The following is an 18,405-nucleotide window of genomic DNA, read 5'->3' on the forward strand; positions in this document are numbered from 1 at the left end:
GTGGGCGACTGACCACCTCGTGGTCAGTCGCCCATAGCTACGCCCTACCGGCCACGGGCATCCCTATATCCCAACGTTTGTCACACAGCAAGGAACAATCAGTGAAACGATCAACGCTGAATCTGGACGGAGCCGATATCGCCGTTCGCGAATCAGGCAACGGTCCCACCATGATTCTTGTCCATGGCACGGGCGCCGATGGCAGCACCTGGGATGGGGTGTTGCCATCCCTCGCTAAAGACCACAGGGTCCTTGACTACGACCGGCGCGGATACGGAAGTTCCGTGCATCCGGCCGTGGTCGATTACCGGGTCCACAGTCACGACCTTGAGGCTCTCATCGAACAACGGACCGCCAGCCCTGCCTGCCTGGTGGGTTGGAGTTCCGGAGGCACAGTCTGCTTGGACCTGGCCGGTCGGCGGCCCGACTTGATTTCCCATGTGGTTGTTATGGAAGCGCCTGTCCACGGCATCAGGAATGGCTCCATGGAGCTATTCAGAATCGTTGCCCGAGTTCGATGGCTCCAAACCCGCGGACGCGGGGAAGAAGCTGTGACACTGTTTCTTCAGTTCGCTTCCAAAACCGTCGACGGCGGCAACGGTTTCGACCGTGCACCTTCCGAATCGCGCGCCTCCCTGTTGGCTAACACAGAAACAATCCTGGCAGAACTGGGTGCAAGCCGATTCGGACCGCTCGGAGCATATGTGGACTACAAGGCGCTCGCCAAATCAGGGTTGCCTATCACATGGCTCGTTGGTGGCGAGAGCGACAGGTGGTACAACCGCATCGCACAGGATGCATCCCGCCAAATCCCGTCAGTGCGTGTTGAGAAAGTACCCCTGACCTCACACCTCATGCATCACGAGCGTCCCGAAGCATTTGTTCGCGTCGTGCTTGGTGCCGTTGAGTAGATGTAGGACGAGGGCTGCAACCAGTTGCAACAAAGGAGCCAGCCGAGGGCCAACCAGCCAGGCCCTTGAACCCGCTCATCATTGCAATCCTGGTCACGGCGCTGCTGGGGGCCAACACACGGACTGCCGCAGCGGACCTCGCCGCGATCGGCCAAGGCATGGAGCTGCTCGGTGCAGGCCCTGATCATCTCCGCAATGGTTCACTCGCCACCTCCGTGGGCTGGGCAACGGCAATATCCTAGATCCTTCCCCGGGTCATACCGCGCAGACGGCTTCGCCCATATTCCTATGAGCGAAGCCGTCCTGTGGAACGCATGCCTGAAGTAAGGAGCTATGACACCTGCGCCGGGATTTGGTCGTACGGCACGGATTTGACGGCTTCCATCACCGATTGCAGCGGTTCGGGACTGCGCCCGGTGATCAGCTGAACGTGTCCTGAGAGAACGGTCTGATACCCCTCGGCAATCGCGACTTCGGCAGTAACCAACTCATCACTTGCCCACATGTGGCCGTCGGCACTCGGCGGCATGGAGGGGTCGTAAGTCCTTGGGATACCGATTGAATCGAAGAAGGCGAGCCGCTCATCATCGGAAATCGGCTGATAATCAATTGGCGCGCCGTGCACCTTCGAACCAATGCGCGCAATGTCTTCAAAAGTCAGCAGTTCAGGTCCTGTGATTTCATAGACAGCACCCGCATGCCTTTCTGCAGCAAGCAATACAGCGGCTGCGCTGCGGGCGACATCGGCTTTGGCGGCCGGCGCCAGCCGTCCATGACCCGTTGCCTGTGCCATGACTCCGCTGGCTACCGCAGGAGCAACAAGAATGTTGCTGATGATCTCCGCGTACAGCGCGTTGCGGAGGAAGGTGTAGGCCAAGCCCGAATTCCGGAGATCCAATTCGCTCTGATAGTGGTCCCTGGCTGAAAGAGCCGGGTTGTTAGGGTGAATGCCGCCCACGGACGTGTACACAATGTGCCGGACACCGGCATGCTGTGCCGCGGCAATCGCGTTCCTCGTCTCGGAAACCCGACGGCCCAGATTGAGTCCGCTGATGAGGAACAGAACTTCGCCGCCGATGTAGGCCTCGTTGAGGGATTCAGGCTCCTGGTAGTCCCCACGCATCACGCGGATGCCCGGATTCTTGTGTTTGTACAGCTTTTCCGGGGTACGTGATACCAGCGTTAGTTCGATGTCCGGGTTAGCCGCCAGAAGCAGTTCTGTGACTCTGCGCCCAAGATCCCCCGACGCCCCACTGATGATGATACGGCCCACTTCAGGCCTCCTTTTTGTAGTTTCTTGCTCCCGGCCTCTTTGGCGGGAACGGTGGTGCAAGTGATCCGGCGTCAGCCGAGGGGACCCCAAAAGGTTTCGCCGCCGTACGTATCGGACATGGGAGGCAGCGCCTCGGGCCAAACCTCGGGATCGATGACGCGTCGTTGTGCTGGTGTCCGCACGGTCCCGTCCCATCCCACCTGTTCCATGTAGTAGTACAACTCCATGACGTGGCCGTCGGGATCGACTGCGTGAAGCGTGTAGTCGACGCCGGGATGGATCTCCTGTGGCAGGTCCAGGAGCTTGACACCGCGCTCTTCGAGGTAGCTTCGCGCTGCTCGCAACTGTTCGTACGAGCCGAGTTGGATGCCGAAGGAGAGCAACGTGGTGTGTTCGCTGACTCCCAGGTTTTTCCGGAGTTCCATCGGGAAGAGTCCCAGGCTGTGGTGTTCCGTGTTTGCCCTCAGGAAGACGGCACGGTGACCATGGACCACCGTTTCCTCGCTCTTCACCAGGCCAAGCCGCTGCGTGTAGAACTTCTCTGCGCTGGCGACGTCCTCAACGAAGATGCTGACAGGTCCGATTCGAACGGGTTTGAACGGGCGGGAAAGGAGCACACCGCCTACATCGAACGTCTTCGGCAACTCGTCCACCCACCGATAGCCGCTGGTGAGGTCCACACCATCGGCCTCGGCGGCAGCGAGCTCGCTGCCCTCCGACGTCGTGGGAAGCGAAGGGTGCTCGTTCGCCCATGGCCACAAGACTTCGGGTTTGCTCCGGCCATCCCAACCGACCTGTTCGATGCCATATTCCAGTTCGTTGGTGTGCCCTGTGGGATCGGGGAAGTAAGTGTGCCAATTGGATCCGGGGTCCCGGCCATAGCGTTCGATCTTGTTACCCAGGGACTCAAGCCATAGCCGTGCCTGGACCACCTCGCGAAGGCTTCCAACTTGCCACGTGATCTGGTTGATGGTCAGGTCACCCCTGGCCGGGGAATCCATATGGTCCACCCAGGCCTTCGGCATCAGGACGAAGGTGTGGTGATCGCTGTTGTGGCGAAGGAAATAGATATGTTTGTCGGCGAGGCCATCAAGCCATACCCCTGGGTCATACTTTTCCAGGTCAAGGGCATCGGCCACCTGGAATCCGAGGAGATCCCGGTAGAAGGCCAGCGACGCGCCTGTATCTTCGACGCTGATGCCAAAATGGTTGAGCCGGCGGATTTTGAAGGGGCGGTCGTAGAGAACACCGCCCACGTTGTGCTGCTGTTCGCTCATGGTCATCTCTCTTTATGTGTGCCAAGGGGAGCAATGGCTGAAGACTTCACGCTGATCTGAAATCTCACGTGGCCGGACTGATAACTTCGTTCCGGATCGTGCCGATGAGACTCGAGGACACCTCGACGACGTCGCCGGGCTTCACGAACAGCGTGTCCGGATGAGATCCATCAGTTTGTTGCCGGCTGGAATCGACGGCGGTTCCCTTTGGCGTTCCGCTGCTGATGAGATCGCCCGGATACAGGGTGGTGTCAGCTGAGAGGTGTTGGATGAAGGCGGAGAAATCGTGCACCATTGATTTGGTGTTGCCGCTTTGCCGGACCTCCCCGTTGACACGGCACTCAATGGGAATGTCCTGCGGGTCAATGCCTTCATTGACAACGATCCAGGGCCCAATGGTTGCGGACGTATCGAAGTTCTTGGAGTGCATGAAGTCCGGCCCGAAGGACACGTTGTCGCGGATCGACCAGTCGTTGTGCAATGTGTATCCCCAGATATAGGGAAGAGCATCATCGCGGCCGATATCGCGACCTTGTTTCCCGACGATAATCGCCACCTCGGCCTCGTAATCCAAGCGCCGGGTCCTTGCGGGGAAACGCACCGGCTGGCCGTCAGCTCCCACTGCCCGGTGGTCCTTCAGGAAGTATTTCGGCCCACCCTGGACCAGCCGGTCAAGGACTTCAGCGGTGTCATTACCTGCACTGTTCTTGCTGGCGGCTTCCATGTGATCGAAGAAGTTGGCCAAAGCGCAAAAGATCCGGGAGCCTTGGGCCACCGGGGCATGAAGTTCAGTCTCACCGAAGCCAAAGAAGAGCGGCTCCCCCGCGAGCCCACGATCGTCCTGGGCTTTGGCCCATAAGTACTCGACGGCGGCCTGGGCGCCTTCCAGGGCCCGGTCCCCCTCTGCGATAAACGCCCCAAGTTCCGAAGGGACGTCAGCGTCGGCTTGTGCCTGGGGGCGCGTCAGCTCTGACGTTTCGGACAGGAACTTTGCGTAGGCTCCATTGGCGTCGACGATCTTATCCTCCTTGATGACACCAACACGACGATGAGGGCCAAAGACAGCTATTTTCATGTGTTCTCCTGATATTTTCACGAATTCGGACTGGCTGCGGTTGGGAGATGGATCCGGCCCTACCGCGCAGGGTCTATTCCGACGTCGTCGAAGAGGCGCGCGTCGGATGGGGTGAGGCTATAAATGGTCAGACTGTGGATCTTCCCATCGCGAATGGTGAAGAAATCGCCGAGTTTGAGGCTGACCCCGTTGGCATTCAGGTCTATCTCGACGGCTACGTGTTCTCCGTTCACCACCGGCGGATGCGGGCTTGGCGTCATCGCTCCGGGCGTCAATCCGTTTTGGTACATCCGTCTGATGGCATCAGCCCCTTTGAGGATCCCCGCAGCATTGATCAACTGCGCATCAGGGGCAAACAGCTCGGCCACTGCAATCGCATCGCCCGCTTTCACGCCGTCGAAATAGGCCGCGACAATCTCAGCTGAATTACTCATACGGTTCGATCTCCTTCCATTGCAACCCGTTGAAGGTTGCATGGCGTTGTTACTGGGCTTTTTGGGTCAGACGCTGAGATACCTGGTAGAGGCATAGATTGACTTGTATTCCAGGTATGCGTTGATACCCTCGGGCCCGAGTTCCCTGCCGACACCGGAATCCTTGAATCCGCCGAACGGCGCCCCCAGGTCCAAGGTGTAGTAATTGAGTCCGATGGTCCCGGTCCTTACCCGCCGCGCAACGGACAAGGCCCTGTCCTCGTCGGCGCTCCACACCGATCCTCCAAGACCGTAGTTGCTGTCGTTTGCCATCCGAACGGCGTCGTCGTCATCGTCAAAAGGAATCAGTGCCATGACGGGACCAAAGACTTCCTCACGTGCGAGGCGATCATTATTATCGACGTCGGCAAAGACTGTGGGCTGAACGAACCACCCGCTGTCAAGGCCATCAGGGCGGCCGCCTCCTGTCACCAACCGGGCGTTGGACGCTTTTGCCATATCGATGTACTCCATCACCCGTTCCAGGTGCTCATGTGTGGCCATTGGCCCCATGGTCACTGTTGGATCGAGCGGGTTCCCCAACCTGTACGAGTCGGCGAAGCTCCCGATCGCGTCAACGACTTCGTTGTACCGGGATCGAGCGATGAGAATTCGTGATTGGGTGGTGCAGGTTTGGCTGTTATTCAGGAAGGAGGCATTGTCCAGGCCGGCCAGCAGGGTGTTGACGTCGCCGTCTTCGAGGAAGACAGCTGCGGATTTGCCGCCAAGTTCAAGCGTGCAACGACGGATCAAGCGCCCGCACTCGGCGCCGATAATTCTTCCCGCGGCAGTTGAACCTGTAAACGCGATTTTGTCCACCAGAGGGTGGGAGACGAGCGCTGCTCCTGCGTCCCGATCACCCAGGACGATGTTCAATACGCCATCAGGCAGACCGGCGGCCTTTGCCGCATCGGCAAAGACATAGGAATCCAATGCTGTTTCGGGCGAGGGCTTGAGCACCACTGTGCAACCGGCAGCAAGGGCTGGCGCGATCTTGAACATGGCCAACGCTTGCGGAAAGTTCCATGGTGCGATCGCGCCGACTACTCCGACGGGCTCTCGGCGGACAATGGTCGAGCCAGCCTGGCTGGTGCGCACCTCTTCCAAGGAGAGGTTCTCGATGACGTCCGCATAGATGTTCAGGAGGACGGATGGCGCCACGCCATTCAACATCTGCGACAACCCGATTGGCATCCCATTCTCGCGAGAGACCAGCTCGGATGTGTAGGTGGATCTGAAGTCAAGCTCACGGGCGAATCTTCGCATCACCTCAGCGCGCTCCTGCGGAGACGTTTTACCCCAAGGCCCATCGTCCAGGGCTCGCCGGGCTGCCCTGACCGCGGCGTCGATGTCTGCTTCCGAACCCATAGCGGCTATGCCGATCACTTCTCCGGTGGCTGCCTCCACCTGGTTTCGGGTCCGACCCCCTGTGGGCTTGACCCAAACGCCGTCGATAAAGAAATGCTTGCGGTCCAGATCGTTTGGCTTCTCAACGATGAGAGACATGCGTTCTCCTTGCTAAAAGTTGTTGGGACGAAGGGCTGCCCAATTGCCTGGGGCGGTCCTTCCGGTGGCGTACTTCGCCACTAAACCGAGAGGTTGAGGAAGCTGCCTTGAAGGAAGATCAAGGGTGGGTTGGTGGCTCGCAGTTCCAGGGACTCGACCCGCCCGACGACTTGGTAGTGGTCTCCAATGAGATCGATTTTGTAACGGGTGCATTCAAGCGTGACTATGGCATCGTTCAGCAGTGGCACCCCACGCTCGGACGGCGTCCAGTCCACTTCGTTGAAGCGGTCTTCCGAACGGCGGGCAAACGCCTTGCAGAGCTCGGTCTGGTCCTGGCCGAGGATATTGACGCCAAAGTGGCTTGCCTCATAGAGCCGAAGCCATGTTTTGGACGACTTGTCTACAAAAAACGCCACCAGGGGTGGTTCCAGTGACACCGATGTGAAGGAGCCCACAGTCATGCCGACAGGCCCGGACCTTAAGCCGGCTGTCACTACCGCGACGCTCGTGGGGACGTGCCCGAGAACGTGCCGGTAGGTTCGTGCGGGGTCTTCAGCGGGCGCTTCGGGGATCGTGGGAATGGACATGTTGACCTTGCCTTAGAGGTTGATGGTGGGTTCCAGGCCCATCAGGACCCGGCCGTAGGCTTCTTTACCGATTTCAGGAGTCACAAAGGCATGCCGTGCGGCAATTTCGGAATCGCGCCAGATCTGATTAAGAACGTTGGCTTCGGCAAAGGATCCTGCACCGTTGGCGGTCATCAGCGCATCGATGGCCTGCCCGATCAATTCGGCGATAACTCCAGTGTCGTTGCGGATGCGGGCCCTTGTGGGAAGGTCCAATTTCTCACCGGCGTCGGCCGCTGTGTCTATGTCCAGGCACATCCTGTTCAGCAGGAGCTCAGAGATATGCAGATTTGAAGCTGCCTTCGCAACAGCCAACTGATGGGTGGGGGAATCTTTGGCGTTGCTGTACATGGTGTAGGCCACCGGTTTGCCGGGCAGCTTGGCCAAGGTGATTTCCAGTGCGTGCCGCGCCAGGCCGATCTGCGGGGCAATGAGGATAGCGGCTGCCACGGCGTTGAAGGCCACATTTGCCATGCGGTCGTCCTTGTACGGGGACAGGAAATTCGAGGTGAGCATGTTGCTGAGTCGCTGCACCCGGTGCTCCGGCACGAAGTGGTCTTCGACCACAATCGTGTCACTGCCCGTGCCTTTCATACCCGCGACAAACCAGGTCGGCTCGATGGTCCACGCTTCGGCGGGGATGAGGGCCAGCGCCATCGGATCATCGCCATCAAGCAACACACCAAGCGTCGCCCAGTCCGCAGCAAAGGAACCGGAGGAATATGGCCACCGGCCACTGATCAGATAGCCACCGTCAACGCGCTCACTCTTGCTTCCGGGGCTGAACGTGCCAGCCACCTTCGCCAAGGGATTGCTTCCAAAGACCTCTTCCTGGGCTTGCTCCGAAAAAGTCGAGGCGAAACCTGTTCCCACCATCATGAGCGTGGTGACCCACCCCGTGGAACCATCACCGCGGGATATTTCCTTCGTCACTTCCACGGCTGTGCGCAATGAAGCACCCATGCCCCCGTATCGCTTCGGAACCAACATCCGGAAAAGTCCGGCGCCTTCCAGTGCCGATACCACTTCCGGGGCAACGCGGCGGGCTTCGGAACCCTGCGCTGCGAACTCCCGGACCAACGGCACCAAATTGGCAGCGCGGGCCACTAATTCCGCATCCGGAACGTTGATGTCTGACAATTCGGTGATTGACGTCGCTGTCATGGCGCCTCTTTCATTGCTGAGTAATTGTGGTAAACAGTGGAATAGGTGGGCGAATTCCCGCCGCATTTTGCCTTAAGGATTGAGGAAATAGCCCTCAGATATCGAGTTAGCGTTGCTTACTGCTGTACTCTGTGGGGAAAACAGGCAGGAATTCGCGGGCTTGTGTGTCAATACAGTCCGGCCAGAAATTGTCCGCCGCCCATGGATTGGAAACGGCGCCGGCAGGGCCGCCGTCTTTGGAGAAACCGGAAAATACAGTGGCTGGATTAGTGCTTGCACTTGATCCGTTGCCGCCGTTCCGGCAGGTGCTTGGATTTGCTGCTCTGCGCCTCATCGCGCTTGCCTTCCGATTTGCTCCAAGAGTCGTTCTGACTGCATCCAGTGTGCGCGGCTGCGACTGGCAGCGGACGGGTCAAATGACCCCATCTGCTACCTGTATTGTTATCTGCATCACAGGAGGGTCATGAGTACCGAAGCAGTGACCATTGGCTCCTTGGGGGGCCATAACCTAACGAGCTTTATTGGACGACGCAATGAACTCGGCGCAGCGAGGGAGCTGATGTCACGCTCCCGCCTCCTTACGCTTGCCGGACCCGGAGGCGTCGGTAAGACGCGCCTCGCTGCGGAGCTTTCCGCACGAACCCGCAAGGCGTTTCGCGATGGCGTTTGGATAGTTGAACTTGCAGCCTTGGAAGACACCTCTTTGGTTGTTTCGCAGATTGCGGCTTCCCTCCGACTGCCTGACCAGTCGAACCGATCACCCGCAGAGAGGATTGCGGAGTACGTCCAGGAACGGCAACTGCTCTTGGTCCTGGACAACTGCGAACATCTTCTGGACGTGATACCGGCTTTGGTGGCAAGGCTCCTGGAAATTTCACCAGAGCTGCGTGTCATTGCAACCAGCAGGGAACCCCTGGGGATCTTCGGTGAGCAGGTCTACCAAGTGCCACCGCTCAGTGCCCCTTCGGCGTCCGACATCGAAGCCGGAACGATTGAGGCTTTTGAGTCTGTTCGGCTGTTGGTTGATCGAGCGAAAAGCATAAACGCTGGATTTGAGATCACCGATGGCAACCGGCAGGCCGTTGCCCAACTGTGCCAGATGTTGGACGGTATACCTCTTGCCATTGAACTTGCTGCTGCCCGACTGCGCTCATTATCGGTTGTTCAACTCGTGGAGCGGCTGGACCGGCGCTTTGACATCCTTAAGGGCGGAAACAGGGCAGCAATTCCCCGGCAGCAGACGCTGCGGGCGCTGGTGGATTGGAGCTATGAACTCTGTACCCGGGAGGAACAGATTTTGTGGGCCAGGCTTGCGGTCTTCCCGGCCGGCTTTGACGTCGAGGCCGCGGAGGAGGTCTGCGGATTTGGCGAGATCAACAAAGTGGATGTCCTGGACCTGCTGGATCACCTCGTCGCAAAGTCTCTGGTGGTCGCAGAAAACGTCATTGACGTCGTGTCTGCGGGCGACCAGCCAAGGCGGTACTGGCAACTGATGACCTTCAGGGAATACGGGGCGGCGTTGCTTGACCGCAACGGCGAGTCTTCCGAACTCCGCCGTCGCCAACGCGACCACTACCTCGGAAAAGCGTCCGAAACTGTTGCGCTCTGGTGCGGTCCGGAACAGTCAACGCGCCTCGCTGCCGCGCGGCGGGATCATACGAATATTCTCTCGGCGTTGGAATGGTCGGCAAGCACTCCGGGTGAGGAACTGGCAGGGATGAATCTGGCGGCCCTTCTCAGGTACCACTGGGTCGCTGGGGGCAACCTTTCAGATGGCCGTGGGTGGCTTGAGCGGATGCTTGGTCTGGCTACGGGCAGAACGCGCGAGCGTGGAAATGTCCTATGGGTAGCTGCGTGGGTAGCCCTGCTTCAGGGCGATCCGGAACCCGCACAGGGGTACTTGGCCGAATGCCGTGAAATCGCTCATGACCTGGATGATCCGGTGCTGGCAGCTCATGCCGACCATTGGCAGGCTTTAAGCGAAGTCCTCGGAGGTCGGCTCGAAGAGGCTATAGGGCTCTTTGGCCGCGCAGCAACCGTCCACCGGTTGCAGGAGGACTGTGCTTCAGAACTTACGGCGACTTTCCTTTTGGCCTGGGCACAGATGTATGCCGGGCGGATAGAGGAAGCCCTCGCGACCTGCCAGCGGGTACTGGCTGAAAGCGGCAGGCACGGTGAGCGGTGGAGCCGTGCGTATGGGCACGCGGTCATGGGCCTTTGCCACTGGCACCTTGGTCAGCTCGAGGATGCCCGCCGATGCCAGATCTCCGCGCTGGAAATTCAACGCGATTTTCACGATGGGCTTTGCATCGCCCTGACCATCGAGCAAATGTCCTGGACAGCCGCTTCGAACAGGCAGTTTGAATCGGCAGCAGCACTTCTTCACGCAGCTCAATCGGTTTGGAAAGGGATCGGCACCACCGTTTCTGCCTTCGGTCCGCTGGAAACAGATTTCAAGCAGACTGTGGGCCAGATTCGACGGGAGCTCGGGGAGGCGCGATTCCGGTCAATACTCGACGGCGGGCCGGCTCTGTCCAAGGACCAAGCTGTTGAGCTCGCATTGAACCTGGCCAAAAGCTCCTATGTTTCGCCCCGGGCGGACTCCGTTGAGAGCAGGCACTCCGTTGAGAGCAGGAACCGTGCCGAACTGCGTCGTTCAAACAAAGCGGAGTTTGTGGGTCTATACAGCCCGGGCGGGCCACAGCTGACCGAGCGGGAAACGCAAGTTGCGGCCCTTGTTGCCCAAGGGCGCAGCAACAAGGAAATCGCTGCCGAACTGGTTCTGTCCCCAAGGACGGTCGGTGGTCACATCGAGCGAATATTGTCCAAGCTTGGTTTCACTTCACGAACCCAAGTCGCATCCTGGCTGGCAGGTCGGACCAGGGCACAATAGGGCACCAGCTCCTCTCGCGTTACGCGACAGTGTCGGTTTCCGGTTCTGCCTCGGCGCTGTCCTCGATGAACCAGCCTGCCCATGGATGGGTCACTATGCGCCCCGAGGGCCCGTGGTGGCCCACGTTCCAGGACGAGGGGCCCGGGTTGGAGGGTGACACGGAATGCAGGCTCAGTATTGTTCCAAGATAAGTGCCGATGGTACCCATTTGTACTCCTCATTGAGTGTGGTGATTGCCTCGCAACAATGCGGGACTAAGTCCAGCCTGTGCTTCATCCGCCTTGAGCACAAATACAATATTCATTGATCCGCCATACGTGGAGAATATGCCAGAAAAGAGCTGCAAAACAGCGCGTAGCCGTTTAGATTTGAGTCGAAGGCACCGGCCTCACAGTGAGATCGAAACGTCCTGTCCACCGAAATGGAGAACCTGTGGCGGAGTGACGCAGTGTTCCATCAGGACCCGGCGTAGCTCGTTTGCTTCCGAGGTACCTGGAAATCTTACGGTGTGGTCTTCAATATTCTCCCAACCTACCCGCAAAAGATATGTATTGGGGCTGTCCACGCTAACCAGCAACTCAACTGAATGACACCCTTCCGCCTCGACCAGTAATTTCCCCACGGCACTGAAGTCCCTGACAAATTTCTCCTCGGTGTCAGGATTGATCCGGAGATCGGCATGTTCGTAGATCATTTTGATCCTCTCGTTTGTCCCGATTACTGCACGGAAGTCGACGCCTCGGTGTCCGCCGGCGCCTGATCTTTGTTCTGACGGCGGCCGGGTACCAACAAGGCCAACAGGCTGACAATGCCAATGGCAATGACCAGGCCCGACACGTAGACGGGGTCGTTTCCACCACGGGCTGCCAGCAACGCGGTTGCCGCAAGGGGAACCAGTCCGCCACCCAACGTCGCGGACACCTGATACGCCAAGGATGCGCCTGTATAGCGGGATTCGGCGCCGAACATCTCGGAGATGTAGGCCGCTGTGGGTCCGTACACCATGGCCTGGAGCAGTGGATTTCCAATCAGGAAAGCCACGAACAACAGCACAACGTTGTCTGCAGCGATCATCAACCAGATGGGATGGATGAGCAAAATCATGCCGATTACGCCGGTCATCATCACTTTGCGTCGCCCTACCCTGTCTGACAACGCTGCAAACATAGGGATCGTGAACACATGGATTACCTGGGTCGCGAGGCTGATCCACAGGACTTCCGAGCGGTTGTGCCCGGCGGCAACGGCATACGGCATGGCAAAGGTGGCGAGAAGTGACTGCATGGCAAAGGCCATGATCGTACCCAGGCAAGCGATCACGACGGCGCGCGGATACTTCCGGACTACCTCCAGGAGCGGATGCACCCTGCGGTGTTGCGACGCAGCTTCCTTGCGCTGCGTTTCCAGGAAGACTGGCGATTCAGCGACCTTGAGGCGCACGAAGAGTCCGACGCCAACCAGGACTGCACTGAACAGGAACGGCAACCGCCATCCCCATGTCATGAACAGTTCCTCAGGCATCATGCTGCAGAGGCTGAAGACCACCGTTGCCAAGGCAGCGCCGGCAGGGCCACCCATGTTGGCGAAGCTGGCGGAGAAGCCCCGCCGCTCCGGCGTCGAGTGTTCCATGGCCATAAGGGCAGCCCCACCCCATTCGCCTCCGACAGCGATGCCCTGAATCACGCGGAGCACAATCAACAGCAGGGGCGCCAGCTGGCCGATTGCTGCCTGGGTTGGGAGGAGACCGATGCAGAAGCTTGCACCGCCCATCAGGAGCATGGTCAGGACGAGCATCTCCTTTCGTCCGATCCGATCACCGAAGTGGCCGAAGATCAGACCACCCAGTGGTCTCGCCAAGTAACCGACTGCCAGGGTCGCGAACGACGCCACGATGCCCAATGCGGGTGAGAGATTGGCGAAGTAGAGCGGAGCGAAAACCAGGCTGGCAGCCAGTCCATAGAGCAGAAAGTCGTAAAATTCGATGGCTGTTCCCATGAAACTTGAAAAGAGTACCGATTTCATTCGCCCTGGTGTTTTAACAGACATTTGTTATGTCTCAAGACATCGGTGACCGTTCTGCCTCAACACATCGGTGACAGTTTCGCGGGTTCTGGTGGTGACACTTCCCCGGGTGTTAACGGGTTACTGACCGGTCCGTGGCGGCGGCAAAGAATGACGGGTGAACAAGAATGAGCCTGTCAACGCCCGTATCCGCCTCGCCATCGCCCAGTGGCCTGATGACGCACCACGCGGCGCTGTCAGCACGTTCTGCACCGAGCATGACATCACCCGCAAGACGTTCTATGCGATCCGGGCCAGAGCGCGTGAGGAGGGCCAAGCCGCGGCCCTGGAGCCACGCTCCCGCCGCCCAAAAACTTCGCCGACCCGGCTCTCCGAGGACCTGAAGCAAGAGGCGCTGAAGGTGCGAGCGGCCCTGGAGTCCTCCGGCCTGGATCACGGGCCGATCAGCGTGCACGACAAGATGGTGTCCCTGGGGATGCAGGCCCCCTCGCCCGCTTCGCTGGCGCGGATCTTCCGGGAAAAGAACGTGGCCCGGTCCGAGCCGACGAAGAAACCCCGCGCCTCGTACCGCAGGTTCGTCTACCCGGCCCCGAACGCCTGCTGGCAACTGGACGCCACCGAGTACGTGCTCACCGGTGGGCGCAAGTGCGTGATCTTCCAGCTGCAAGATGACCACTCACGGCTCGCGATCGCCTCCCACGTGGCATCCGGTGAAACCAGCCAGGCGGCCTTGGCGGTCGTGAAAAAGGGAATCGCAGCCCATGGCGTGCCGCAACGATTGCTGACGGACAACGGGGCGGCTCTGAATCCCTCACGCCGTGGACTCGAAGGCCAACTGGTCACCTACGTGACTTCGCTGGGGATCAAGGCGATCACCGGCAAACCATACAAACCCACCACGCAGGGGAAGAACGAACGGTTCCACCAGACACTGTTCCGGTGGCTGGACAAGCAACCCCTCGCGGCAACACATCAAGAGTTGCAGGAGATGGTTGACAAGTTTGACCTGATCTACAACACCGAACGCCCGCACCAGGGACTGCCCGGGCGCATCACTCCACGGCAGTCATGGGACGCCACGACCGTCGCCGATGCACCCAGGCCGCAACCAATCGCGGTTCTTCACGAAACCAACGCACCCGCGCCGGTGGATCCGGGCCCTGTCGAACCTGTGGTGGATGCTGGGCCGGGAGCGCCGGATCGCAGCACCACGAACGGTCTGCAAACGGAAACTGAGCTCGAAACCAGTGCGACCGAGAAAATCACCGGCAGCATTTCTCACCCGGCACCCACCGGCAGCCAGAAGCTCCGGGTCTATTCCAACGGCGTCGTCAATATTGGCAGGACCCTGTTCTCCTTGACCAAACGGATGGGCGGACGAACCGTCGTTGCCGTCTGGGACCAGGAGGGTGTCATGTTCGCCAACACCGAAGGCGAGGTCATCGCGGAATACGCGTGGCCATCAGAAGGCACCGGATACCTCGGGATCAGCAAGTCCCTCACCCGGTTCCGCAGGTAGCGCGTGAGGGGGAATACCGTCACTGATGTCCTGAGACACCAAATGTCACCGAAGTCGTGAGGCAGAACTGTCACCGATGTCCTGAGAGATCACAGTTTTAACAGACATTGAAACTCCTTTGTTTGATGTCAGTAGGCCATGAGAAGGATCTGGTCCCGTGTGTAGTCCAGTCCTGGATGAGATTCGTTCAAGTGGGCACGCACCGCGATGACCAGCTCCTCATCGTCCACCGCATCCAGGAGGATGCCGCACGGGCATGAGACATAGCGGCGCCGATTAACAGTCATGGCACCAGGACCGCGCTGCTCATGGGCTCGAGCCCCGGGACCATGCCCATGGCTACTTCCCAGGCGAGAGGCTGGCGTAGTTTTGCGCGCAATTGCACGAACTCCTGGCGCCGTTCGAAGGCCAAGGCCCCGGCGAGGAAACCTCCCTGACGGAAGAGGAAAAGTGATCCGTTGTCATTCTGGCTGGAATACACTTGTTCCCCTCCGGACTGATGTCCGGCCCACTGCACCCTTTGACCATGTTGGTCGGACCAGAAGAAGGGAACAGTAGTGCAGGGCACCAGTGGTGATCCCTCAAGATAGTTCACCGCGTTCAGTCCGGCTGCTCGCCCTTGTTCGGCTGCGGTGGTCCAGTGCTCAATGCGCATGGCTGCATCGAATCGTTTATTGGGCCACCGGACGGCGTCACCTGCGGCGAAGACGCCCCGGGTACTCTGCAGATATTCGTCGGCAAGAATGCCGTTTTCCAGTTCGATACCCGAAGAAGCCAACCAGGAAACGGCGGGCCGCACCCCGACTCCCACCACAATCACATCAGCGGCAACTTCACGGCCATCACTAAGCTTCAGGAATCGACGGCCGTTCCGTTCGATGGTGGCTGTTGCGCCCAATCCAAAGAATGTTTCCACTCCCTTGCCTCGATGCAGGTCCTCGTAAACCCTGGAAACTTCTTCACCGAAGCGGATAAGCGGGTGTTCGGAGAGATCGATCAGGGATACTTCGCGGCCGTCCCCGATCAAGGTCGAGGCGAATTCTCCACCAATAAACCCTGCACCCACGATGGCCACGGAGCGACGGCGATCATTGACGGCTTCCCGGAGTCCTACGGAGTCTTCAAAGCGCCGCAAGACGAACACGTCCTGTTCCCCATCGAATATTGGAGGCATGATCGGTTCACATCCTGTGGTGATGATTGCTGCCCGATATTTGATGTCGCCACTGCCTGTGGTCACCACCTGACGTTGCGGGTCAAGGGCCGTGGCCGTGTCTCCGAGTCGGAACTCCACGCCGCTCTCCTGCAGAGCGCGCGCAGAGGGGTAGATCAACGCTTCAATGTCGACGGATTCCTTCAAGGGGATCTTCGACAAGGGGGGCAATTCATAGGGCAGATGCTGCTCGGCACTGACCACCGTGACCTTCAAGCCCGGGGCCCGCCGGCTGACAATCTCAGCCGCCCGAAGTGCCGCCGTCGATCCCCCAACAATCACAATGTCCGTAGTGGTTTGGACCATGGCCTGTCTTTCTGTTGTGAGTTTGCGTGACGTGAATCACTGCTTTCCTCTACTCTGTGACCGCGGTTGGTATTGCACAAATACCAATTAATTCCGGTAGGCATCTATTTGATGTATGGCTAGGGAGATGGCAGGGCGTCCCCGTCAAGCGCGGCGGTGAGGAGGCCACGGAGGCCTGTTGCTGTCAATGGACGGGGGTTGGCATATGGATGATGCGTTGCCAGTTCGATGACCCTATCGATGTCGTCGTCGGTCAAACCCAGCTCACGCAGAGAATGCGGACCGCCCAGGTCCACGCCGAGTTCGCGTAAGTGGCGGGCCGGATTCTGCACCCCTGTGGCCCGCTGCAATGCGGAGATGGCATCGGGAGCATGCCCAGCGTTGTAGTTAAGGGCATAGGGCAGCACTACCGTATGGGTTTCAGCATGGGGCAAATTGAAGGTCCCGCCGAGGATGTGGCAGAGCTTATGGTGCAGCGACATCGTGGTCGCTCCCAGAGTGGCACCACAAAGCCATGCCCCGTACAGCGCATCGGACCTGGCCTCCCCATGGGCTGGATCCTTGACGATTTTCGGCAAGGCGTTGAGCATTGCACGAGCTCCTTCCTCTGCCATCAGCGAAATAACAGGAGATCCGTCGGGGGCATAGAGCGCTTCCACTGCATGGGCTATCGCATTGAAACCGCTGGTGACCGACATGCCCACCGGAAGGGTCAGCGTAAGTTCCGGGTCGTAAATGACGCTGGCAGGCAACACTCGCGGGTCACGGCCGGTCTTCTTTTCGCCGTCGGCCGTCAGCCCCCAGATCGGCGTCATTTCCGATCCGGCGTAGGTGGTGGGCACCGCGATGATGGGGGCGCCAAACTCCAAAGCTATTGCCTTCCCAAGTCCCGTGGTGGATCCACCCCCTACTGCTACATAACCATCGGCATCCGCTGCCCTTGCTGCATCACGTGCCCTGTGGGCTGATTCAATCGGGACGTGCATCTCGGCTTCGGCGTGCACCCCGGCGCTCAGCTCACCCAATTGCCTGGATATGGTCCAGGCCAGATCTTCCTGAAACGGAGTGGCCAGGACCAGTACACGCCTGAGGCCCAACGCACGGACCTCCTCGGGGAGTGTCTTCAGCGACCCCGCGCCGAAAGTTACCCGCATCGGCCGGGCTTCATAGCGGAATTCCTTCACCGGACTACCTCCTCGGATACTTGGAAACTTGAGCTGGGAGATTGGTTCTCCGGGTGCAGCAGAATGTCGATGACTCCCTCGATGAACGGGGAATCCACCCCAAACTCTGCGGCCGCCACAGGGTCCTCGTTGTGGGTGAAGGGTTTGATGAGGCTTTCCTTGACAGCGAAGACAGCATCCGAGTCGATGTACTCGCTTCCACCAATAAAGATGTGGGTGGTTAGCTCCTTGAAACCGGCCGCGGTGACAAGGAAGTGGATATGGGCTGGACGGTAGGGGTGTCTTCCGGTGGCCTTGAGTAGACCTCCAACCGGCCCATCGGTTGGAATCGGATAGAAGCTCGGTACAACGCTGCGGAAATGGAACGCACCATTTTCGTCGGTACGGAAGAGTCCCCTGCCATTGCCGACGCTTTGAATGCCCGGCTGCTGGACGTCATAGAAGCCGGTCGTGTTGGCCTGCCATACGTCGATCCGGGCGTTGGGGATAGGCAGTCCGGTGACTGAGAGGACCCTCCCCCTGACAACGCACACGTCACCATCGCTTTCGGAAGAAATGTTGTCGCCCAGATGCCGTTCGGGCGACTCGACCATATGGAAAGGCCCGAGGACGGTCGAATCCGTAGCATCCGGGGTTTCCTGATCGTTGATCGTCTCCACCAGCATGGAAACTCCCAGTACGTCCGAAAGCAGGATGAACTCCTGGCGCACGTCATCGCACTTCCGGCCTGTAGCGGTAAGGAAGTTGATTGCCGCTTCCCATTCGGAAATACTGGGGCTCACCTGACGAACGAAGTTGTGAAGGTTGCGGGTCAGGCTTTCCAGAATGGTCTTAAGGCGCGGGTCAGCAGTGTCTTTGAAACTGTCGATGACAGCGTCAGTGAGCGATTCCGGACCTAGGTCTTTGCTCATCGTGGACTTCCTTTCAATGGTGTGGTCTTCCATCTCAGGATGGAAGGAGGGA

18 protein-coding genes are annotated in these 18,405 nt (G+C 59.2%); 4 read left to right on the forward strand and 14 right to left on the reverse strand.

The features are described from left to right. The first annotated feature begins 101 nt into the window (after window positions 1-101). Together AC1DD5_RS10070 and AC1DD5_RS10075 are read left to right on the forward strand one after the other, a co-directional pair. Window positions 102-911, forward strand: a complete 810-nt coding sequence (locus tag AC1DD5_RS10070) for an alpha/beta fold hydrolase (RefSeq protein ID WP_477521335.1) — start codon at window positions 102-104, stop codon at window positions 909-911. A 65-nt stretch (window positions 912-976) separates the two neighbouring features. Continuing rightward, entirely contained in the window at window positions 977-1,153 is a 177-nt protein-coding gene (locus AC1DD5_RS10075; RefSeq protein WP_477521336.1) for a hypothetical protein, read from the forward strand. An 89-nt stretch (window positions 1,154-1,242) separates the two neighbouring features. Here AC1DD5_RS10075 and AC1DD5_RS10080 read toward each other — a convergent pair whose 3' ends face one another. The 7 genes from AC1DD5_RS10080 to AC1DD5_RS10110 form a co-directional block, all read right to left on the reverse strand. Next, window positions 1,243-2,184 (reverse strand): NAD(P)H-binding protein, encoded by a 942-nt coding sequence (locus tag AC1DD5_RS10080; RefSeq protein ID WP_442015766.1) that lies wholly within the window; start codon window positions 2,182-2,184, stop codon window positions 1,243-1,245. Between the two features lie 71 nt (window positions 2,185-2,255). After that, window positions 2,256-3,461: a VOC family protein gene (locus AC1DD5_RS10085; protein ID WP_477521337.1), complete on the reverse strand. Its 1,206-nt coding sequence runs from the start codon at window positions 3,459-3,461 to the stop codon at window positions 2,256-2,258. Window positions 3,462-3,525: 64 nt separating this feature from the next. After that, window positions 3,526-4,536, reverse strand: coding sequence for a fumarylacetoacetate hydrolase family protein (locus tag AC1DD5_RS10090; RefSeq protein WP_477521338.1), 1,011 nt, complete (start codon window positions 4,534-4,536; stop codon window positions 3,526-3,528). Window positions 4,537-4,595: 59 nt separating this feature from the next. Then, complete coding sequence (locus tag AC1DD5_RS10095; protein ID WP_477521339.1) at window positions 4,596-4,970, reverse strand: nuclear transport factor 2 family protein; 375 nt, start codon at window positions 4,968-4,970, stop codon at window positions 4,596-4,598. A 66-nt stretch (window positions 4,971-5,036) separates the two neighbouring features. Next, window positions 5,037-6,515 carry an aldehyde dehydrogenase gene (locus AC1DD5_RS10100; RefSeq protein WP_477521340.1) on the reverse strand — a complete coding sequence of 493 codons (1,479 nt, stop codon included), beginning with the start codon at window positions 6,513-6,515 and terminating at the stop codon, window positions 5,037-5,039. Window positions 6,516-6,595: 80 nt separating this feature from the next. Then, on the reverse strand, window positions 6,596-7,102 hold the full coding sequence (locus tag AC1DD5_RS10105; protein WP_431114915.1) for a flavin reductase family protein: 507 nt from the start codon (window positions 7,100-7,102) through the stop codon (window positions 6,596-6,598). A 12-nt stretch (window positions 7,103-7,114) separates the two neighbouring features. After that, window positions 7,115-8,305, reverse strand: coding sequence for an acyl-CoA dehydrogenase family protein (locus tag AC1DD5_RS10110; protein ID WP_431114914.1), 1,191 nt, complete (start codon window positions 8,303-8,305; stop codon window positions 7,115-7,117). A 463-nt stretch (window positions 8,306-8,768) separates the two neighbouring features. Between AC1DD5_RS10110 and AC1DD5_RS10115 the strand changes: the two genes are divergently transcribed. Further along, window positions 8,769-11,198 carry a LuxR C-terminal-related transcriptional regulator gene (locus AC1DD5_RS10115; protein ID WP_477521341.1) on the forward strand — a complete coding sequence of 810 codons (2,430 nt, stop codon included), beginning with the start codon at window positions 8,769-8,771 and terminating at the stop codon, window positions 11,196-11,198. Window positions 11,199-11,217: 19 nt separating this feature from the next. Here the strand turns inward: AC1DD5_RS10115 and AC1DD5_RS10120 are convergent, their stop codons facing one another. The 3 genes from AC1DD5_RS10120 to AC1DD5_RS10130 form a co-directional block, all read right to left on the reverse strand. Beyond that, window positions 11,218-11,406 (reverse strand): hypothetical protein, encoded by a 189-nt coding sequence (locus tag AC1DD5_RS10120; protein ID WP_477521342.1) that lies wholly within the window; start codon window positions 11,404-11,406, stop codon window positions 11,218-11,220. 180 nt (window positions 11,407-11,586) lie between these two features. Further along, window positions 11,587-11,892: an antibiotic biosynthesis monooxygenase family protein gene (locus AC1DD5_RS10125; RefSeq protein ID WP_477521343.1), complete on the reverse strand. Its 306-nt coding sequence runs from the start codon at window positions 11,890-11,892 to the stop codon at window positions 11,587-11,589. Between the two features lie 23 nt (window positions 11,893-11,915). Then, window positions 11,916-13,220: an MFS transporter gene (locus AC1DD5_RS10130; protein ID WP_477521344.1), complete on the reverse strand. Its 1,305-nt coding sequence runs from the start codon at window positions 13,218-13,220 to the stop codon at window positions 11,916-11,918. Between the two features lie 157 nt (window positions 13,221-13,377). Between AC1DD5_RS10130 and AC1DD5_RS10135 the strand changes: the two genes are divergently transcribed. Continuing rightward, window positions 13,378-14,739 carry an integrase core domain-containing protein gene (locus tag AC1DD5_RS10135; RefSeq protein WP_477521345.1) on the forward strand — a complete coding sequence of 454 codons (1,362 nt, stop codon included), beginning with the start codon at window positions 13,378-13,380 and terminating at the stop codon, window positions 14,737-14,739. A 128-nt stretch (window positions 14,740-14,867) separates the two neighbouring features. Here AC1DD5_RS10135 and AC1DD5_RS10140 read toward each other — a convergent pair whose 3' ends face one another. The 4 genes from AC1DD5_RS10140 to AC1DD5_RS10155 form a co-directional block, all read right to left on the reverse strand. Next, entirely contained in the window at window positions 14,868-15,026 is a 159-nt protein-coding gene (locus AC1DD5_RS10140; protein ID WP_477521346.1) for a hypothetical protein, read from the reverse strand. Further along, window positions 15,023-16,258 carry an NAD(P)/FAD-dependent oxidoreductase gene (locus AC1DD5_RS10145; RefSeq protein ID WP_477521347.1) on the reverse strand — a complete coding sequence of 412 codons (1,236 nt, stop codon included), beginning with the start codon at window positions 16,256-16,258 and terminating at the stop codon, window positions 15,023-15,025. The genes AC1DD5_RS10140 and AC1DD5_RS10145 overlap by 4 nt, the downstream gene beginning before the upstream one ends. Window positions 16,259-16,377: 119 nt before the next feature. Continuing rightward, window positions 16,378-17,442 (reverse strand): maleylacetate reductase, encoded by a 1,065-nt coding sequence (locus AC1DD5_RS10150; protein ID WP_477521348.1) that lies wholly within the window; start codon window positions 17,440-17,442, stop codon window positions 16,378-16,380. Beyond that, window positions 17,439-18,353 (reverse strand): dioxygenase family protein, encoded by a 915-nt coding sequence (locus AC1DD5_RS10155; RefSeq protein WP_442005088.1) that lies wholly within the window; start codon window positions 18,351-18,353, stop codon window positions 17,439-17,441. The genes AC1DD5_RS10150 and AC1DD5_RS10155 overlap by 4 nt, the downstream gene beginning before the upstream one ends. Between the last annotated feature and the right edge of the window lie 52 nt (window positions 18,354-18,405).

Source organism: Paenarthrobacter sp. 10L420 (assembly GCF_056395385.1).

Coding starts and splice junctions, on each gene's coding strand:
- AC1DD5_RS10155 (WP_442005088.1), bottom strand. CDS start 18,353: ATGAGCAAAGACCTAGGTCCGGAATCGCTCACTGACGCTGTCATCGAC.
- AC1DD5_RS10110 (WP_431114914.1), bottom strand. CDS start 8,305: ATGACAGCGACGTCAATCACCGAATTGTCAGACATCAACGTTCCGGAT.
- AC1DD5_RS10085 (WP_477521337.1), bottom strand. CDS start 3,461: ATGAGCGAACAGCAGCACAACGTGGGCGGTGTTCTCTACGACCGCCCC.
- AC1DD5_RS10120 (WP_477521342.1), bottom strand. CDS start 11,406: ATGGGTACCATCGGCACTTATCTTGGAACAATACTGAGCCTGCATTCC.
- AC1DD5_RS10115 (WP_477521341.1), top strand. CDS start 8,769: ATGAGTACCGAAGCAGTGACCATTGGCTCCTTGGGGGGCCATAACCTA.
- AC1DD5_RS10145 (WP_477521347.1), bottom strand. CDS start 16,258: ATGGTCCAAACCACTACGGACATTGTGATTGTTGGGGGATCGACGGCG.
- AC1DD5_RS10105 (WP_431114915.1), bottom strand. CDS start 7,102: ATGTCCATTCCCACGATCCCCGAAGCGCCCGCTGAAGACCCCGCACGA.
- AC1DD5_RS10100 (WP_477521340.1), bottom strand. CDS start 6,515: ATGTCTCTCATCGTTGAGAAGCCAAACGATCTGGACCGCAAGCATTTC.
- AC1DD5_RS10090 (WP_477521338.1), bottom strand. CDS start 4,536: ATGAAAATAGCTGTCTTTGGCCCTCATCGTCGTGTTGGTGTCATCAAG.
- AC1DD5_RS10130 (WP_477521344.1), bottom strand. CDS start 13,220: ATGAAATCGGTACTCTTTTCAAGTTTCATGGGAACAGCCATCGAATTT.
- AC1DD5_RS10140 (WP_477521346.1), bottom strand. CDS start 15,026: ATGACTGTTAATCGGCGCCGCTATGTCTCATGCCCGTGCGGCATCCTC.
- AC1DD5_RS10095 (WP_477521339.1), bottom strand. CDS start 4,970: ATGAGTAATTCAGCTGAGATTGTCGCGGCCTATTTCGACGGCGTGAAA.
- AC1DD5_RS10125 (WP_477521343.1), bottom strand. CDS start 11,892: ATGATCTACGAACATGCCGATCTCCGGATCAATCCTGACACCGAGGAG.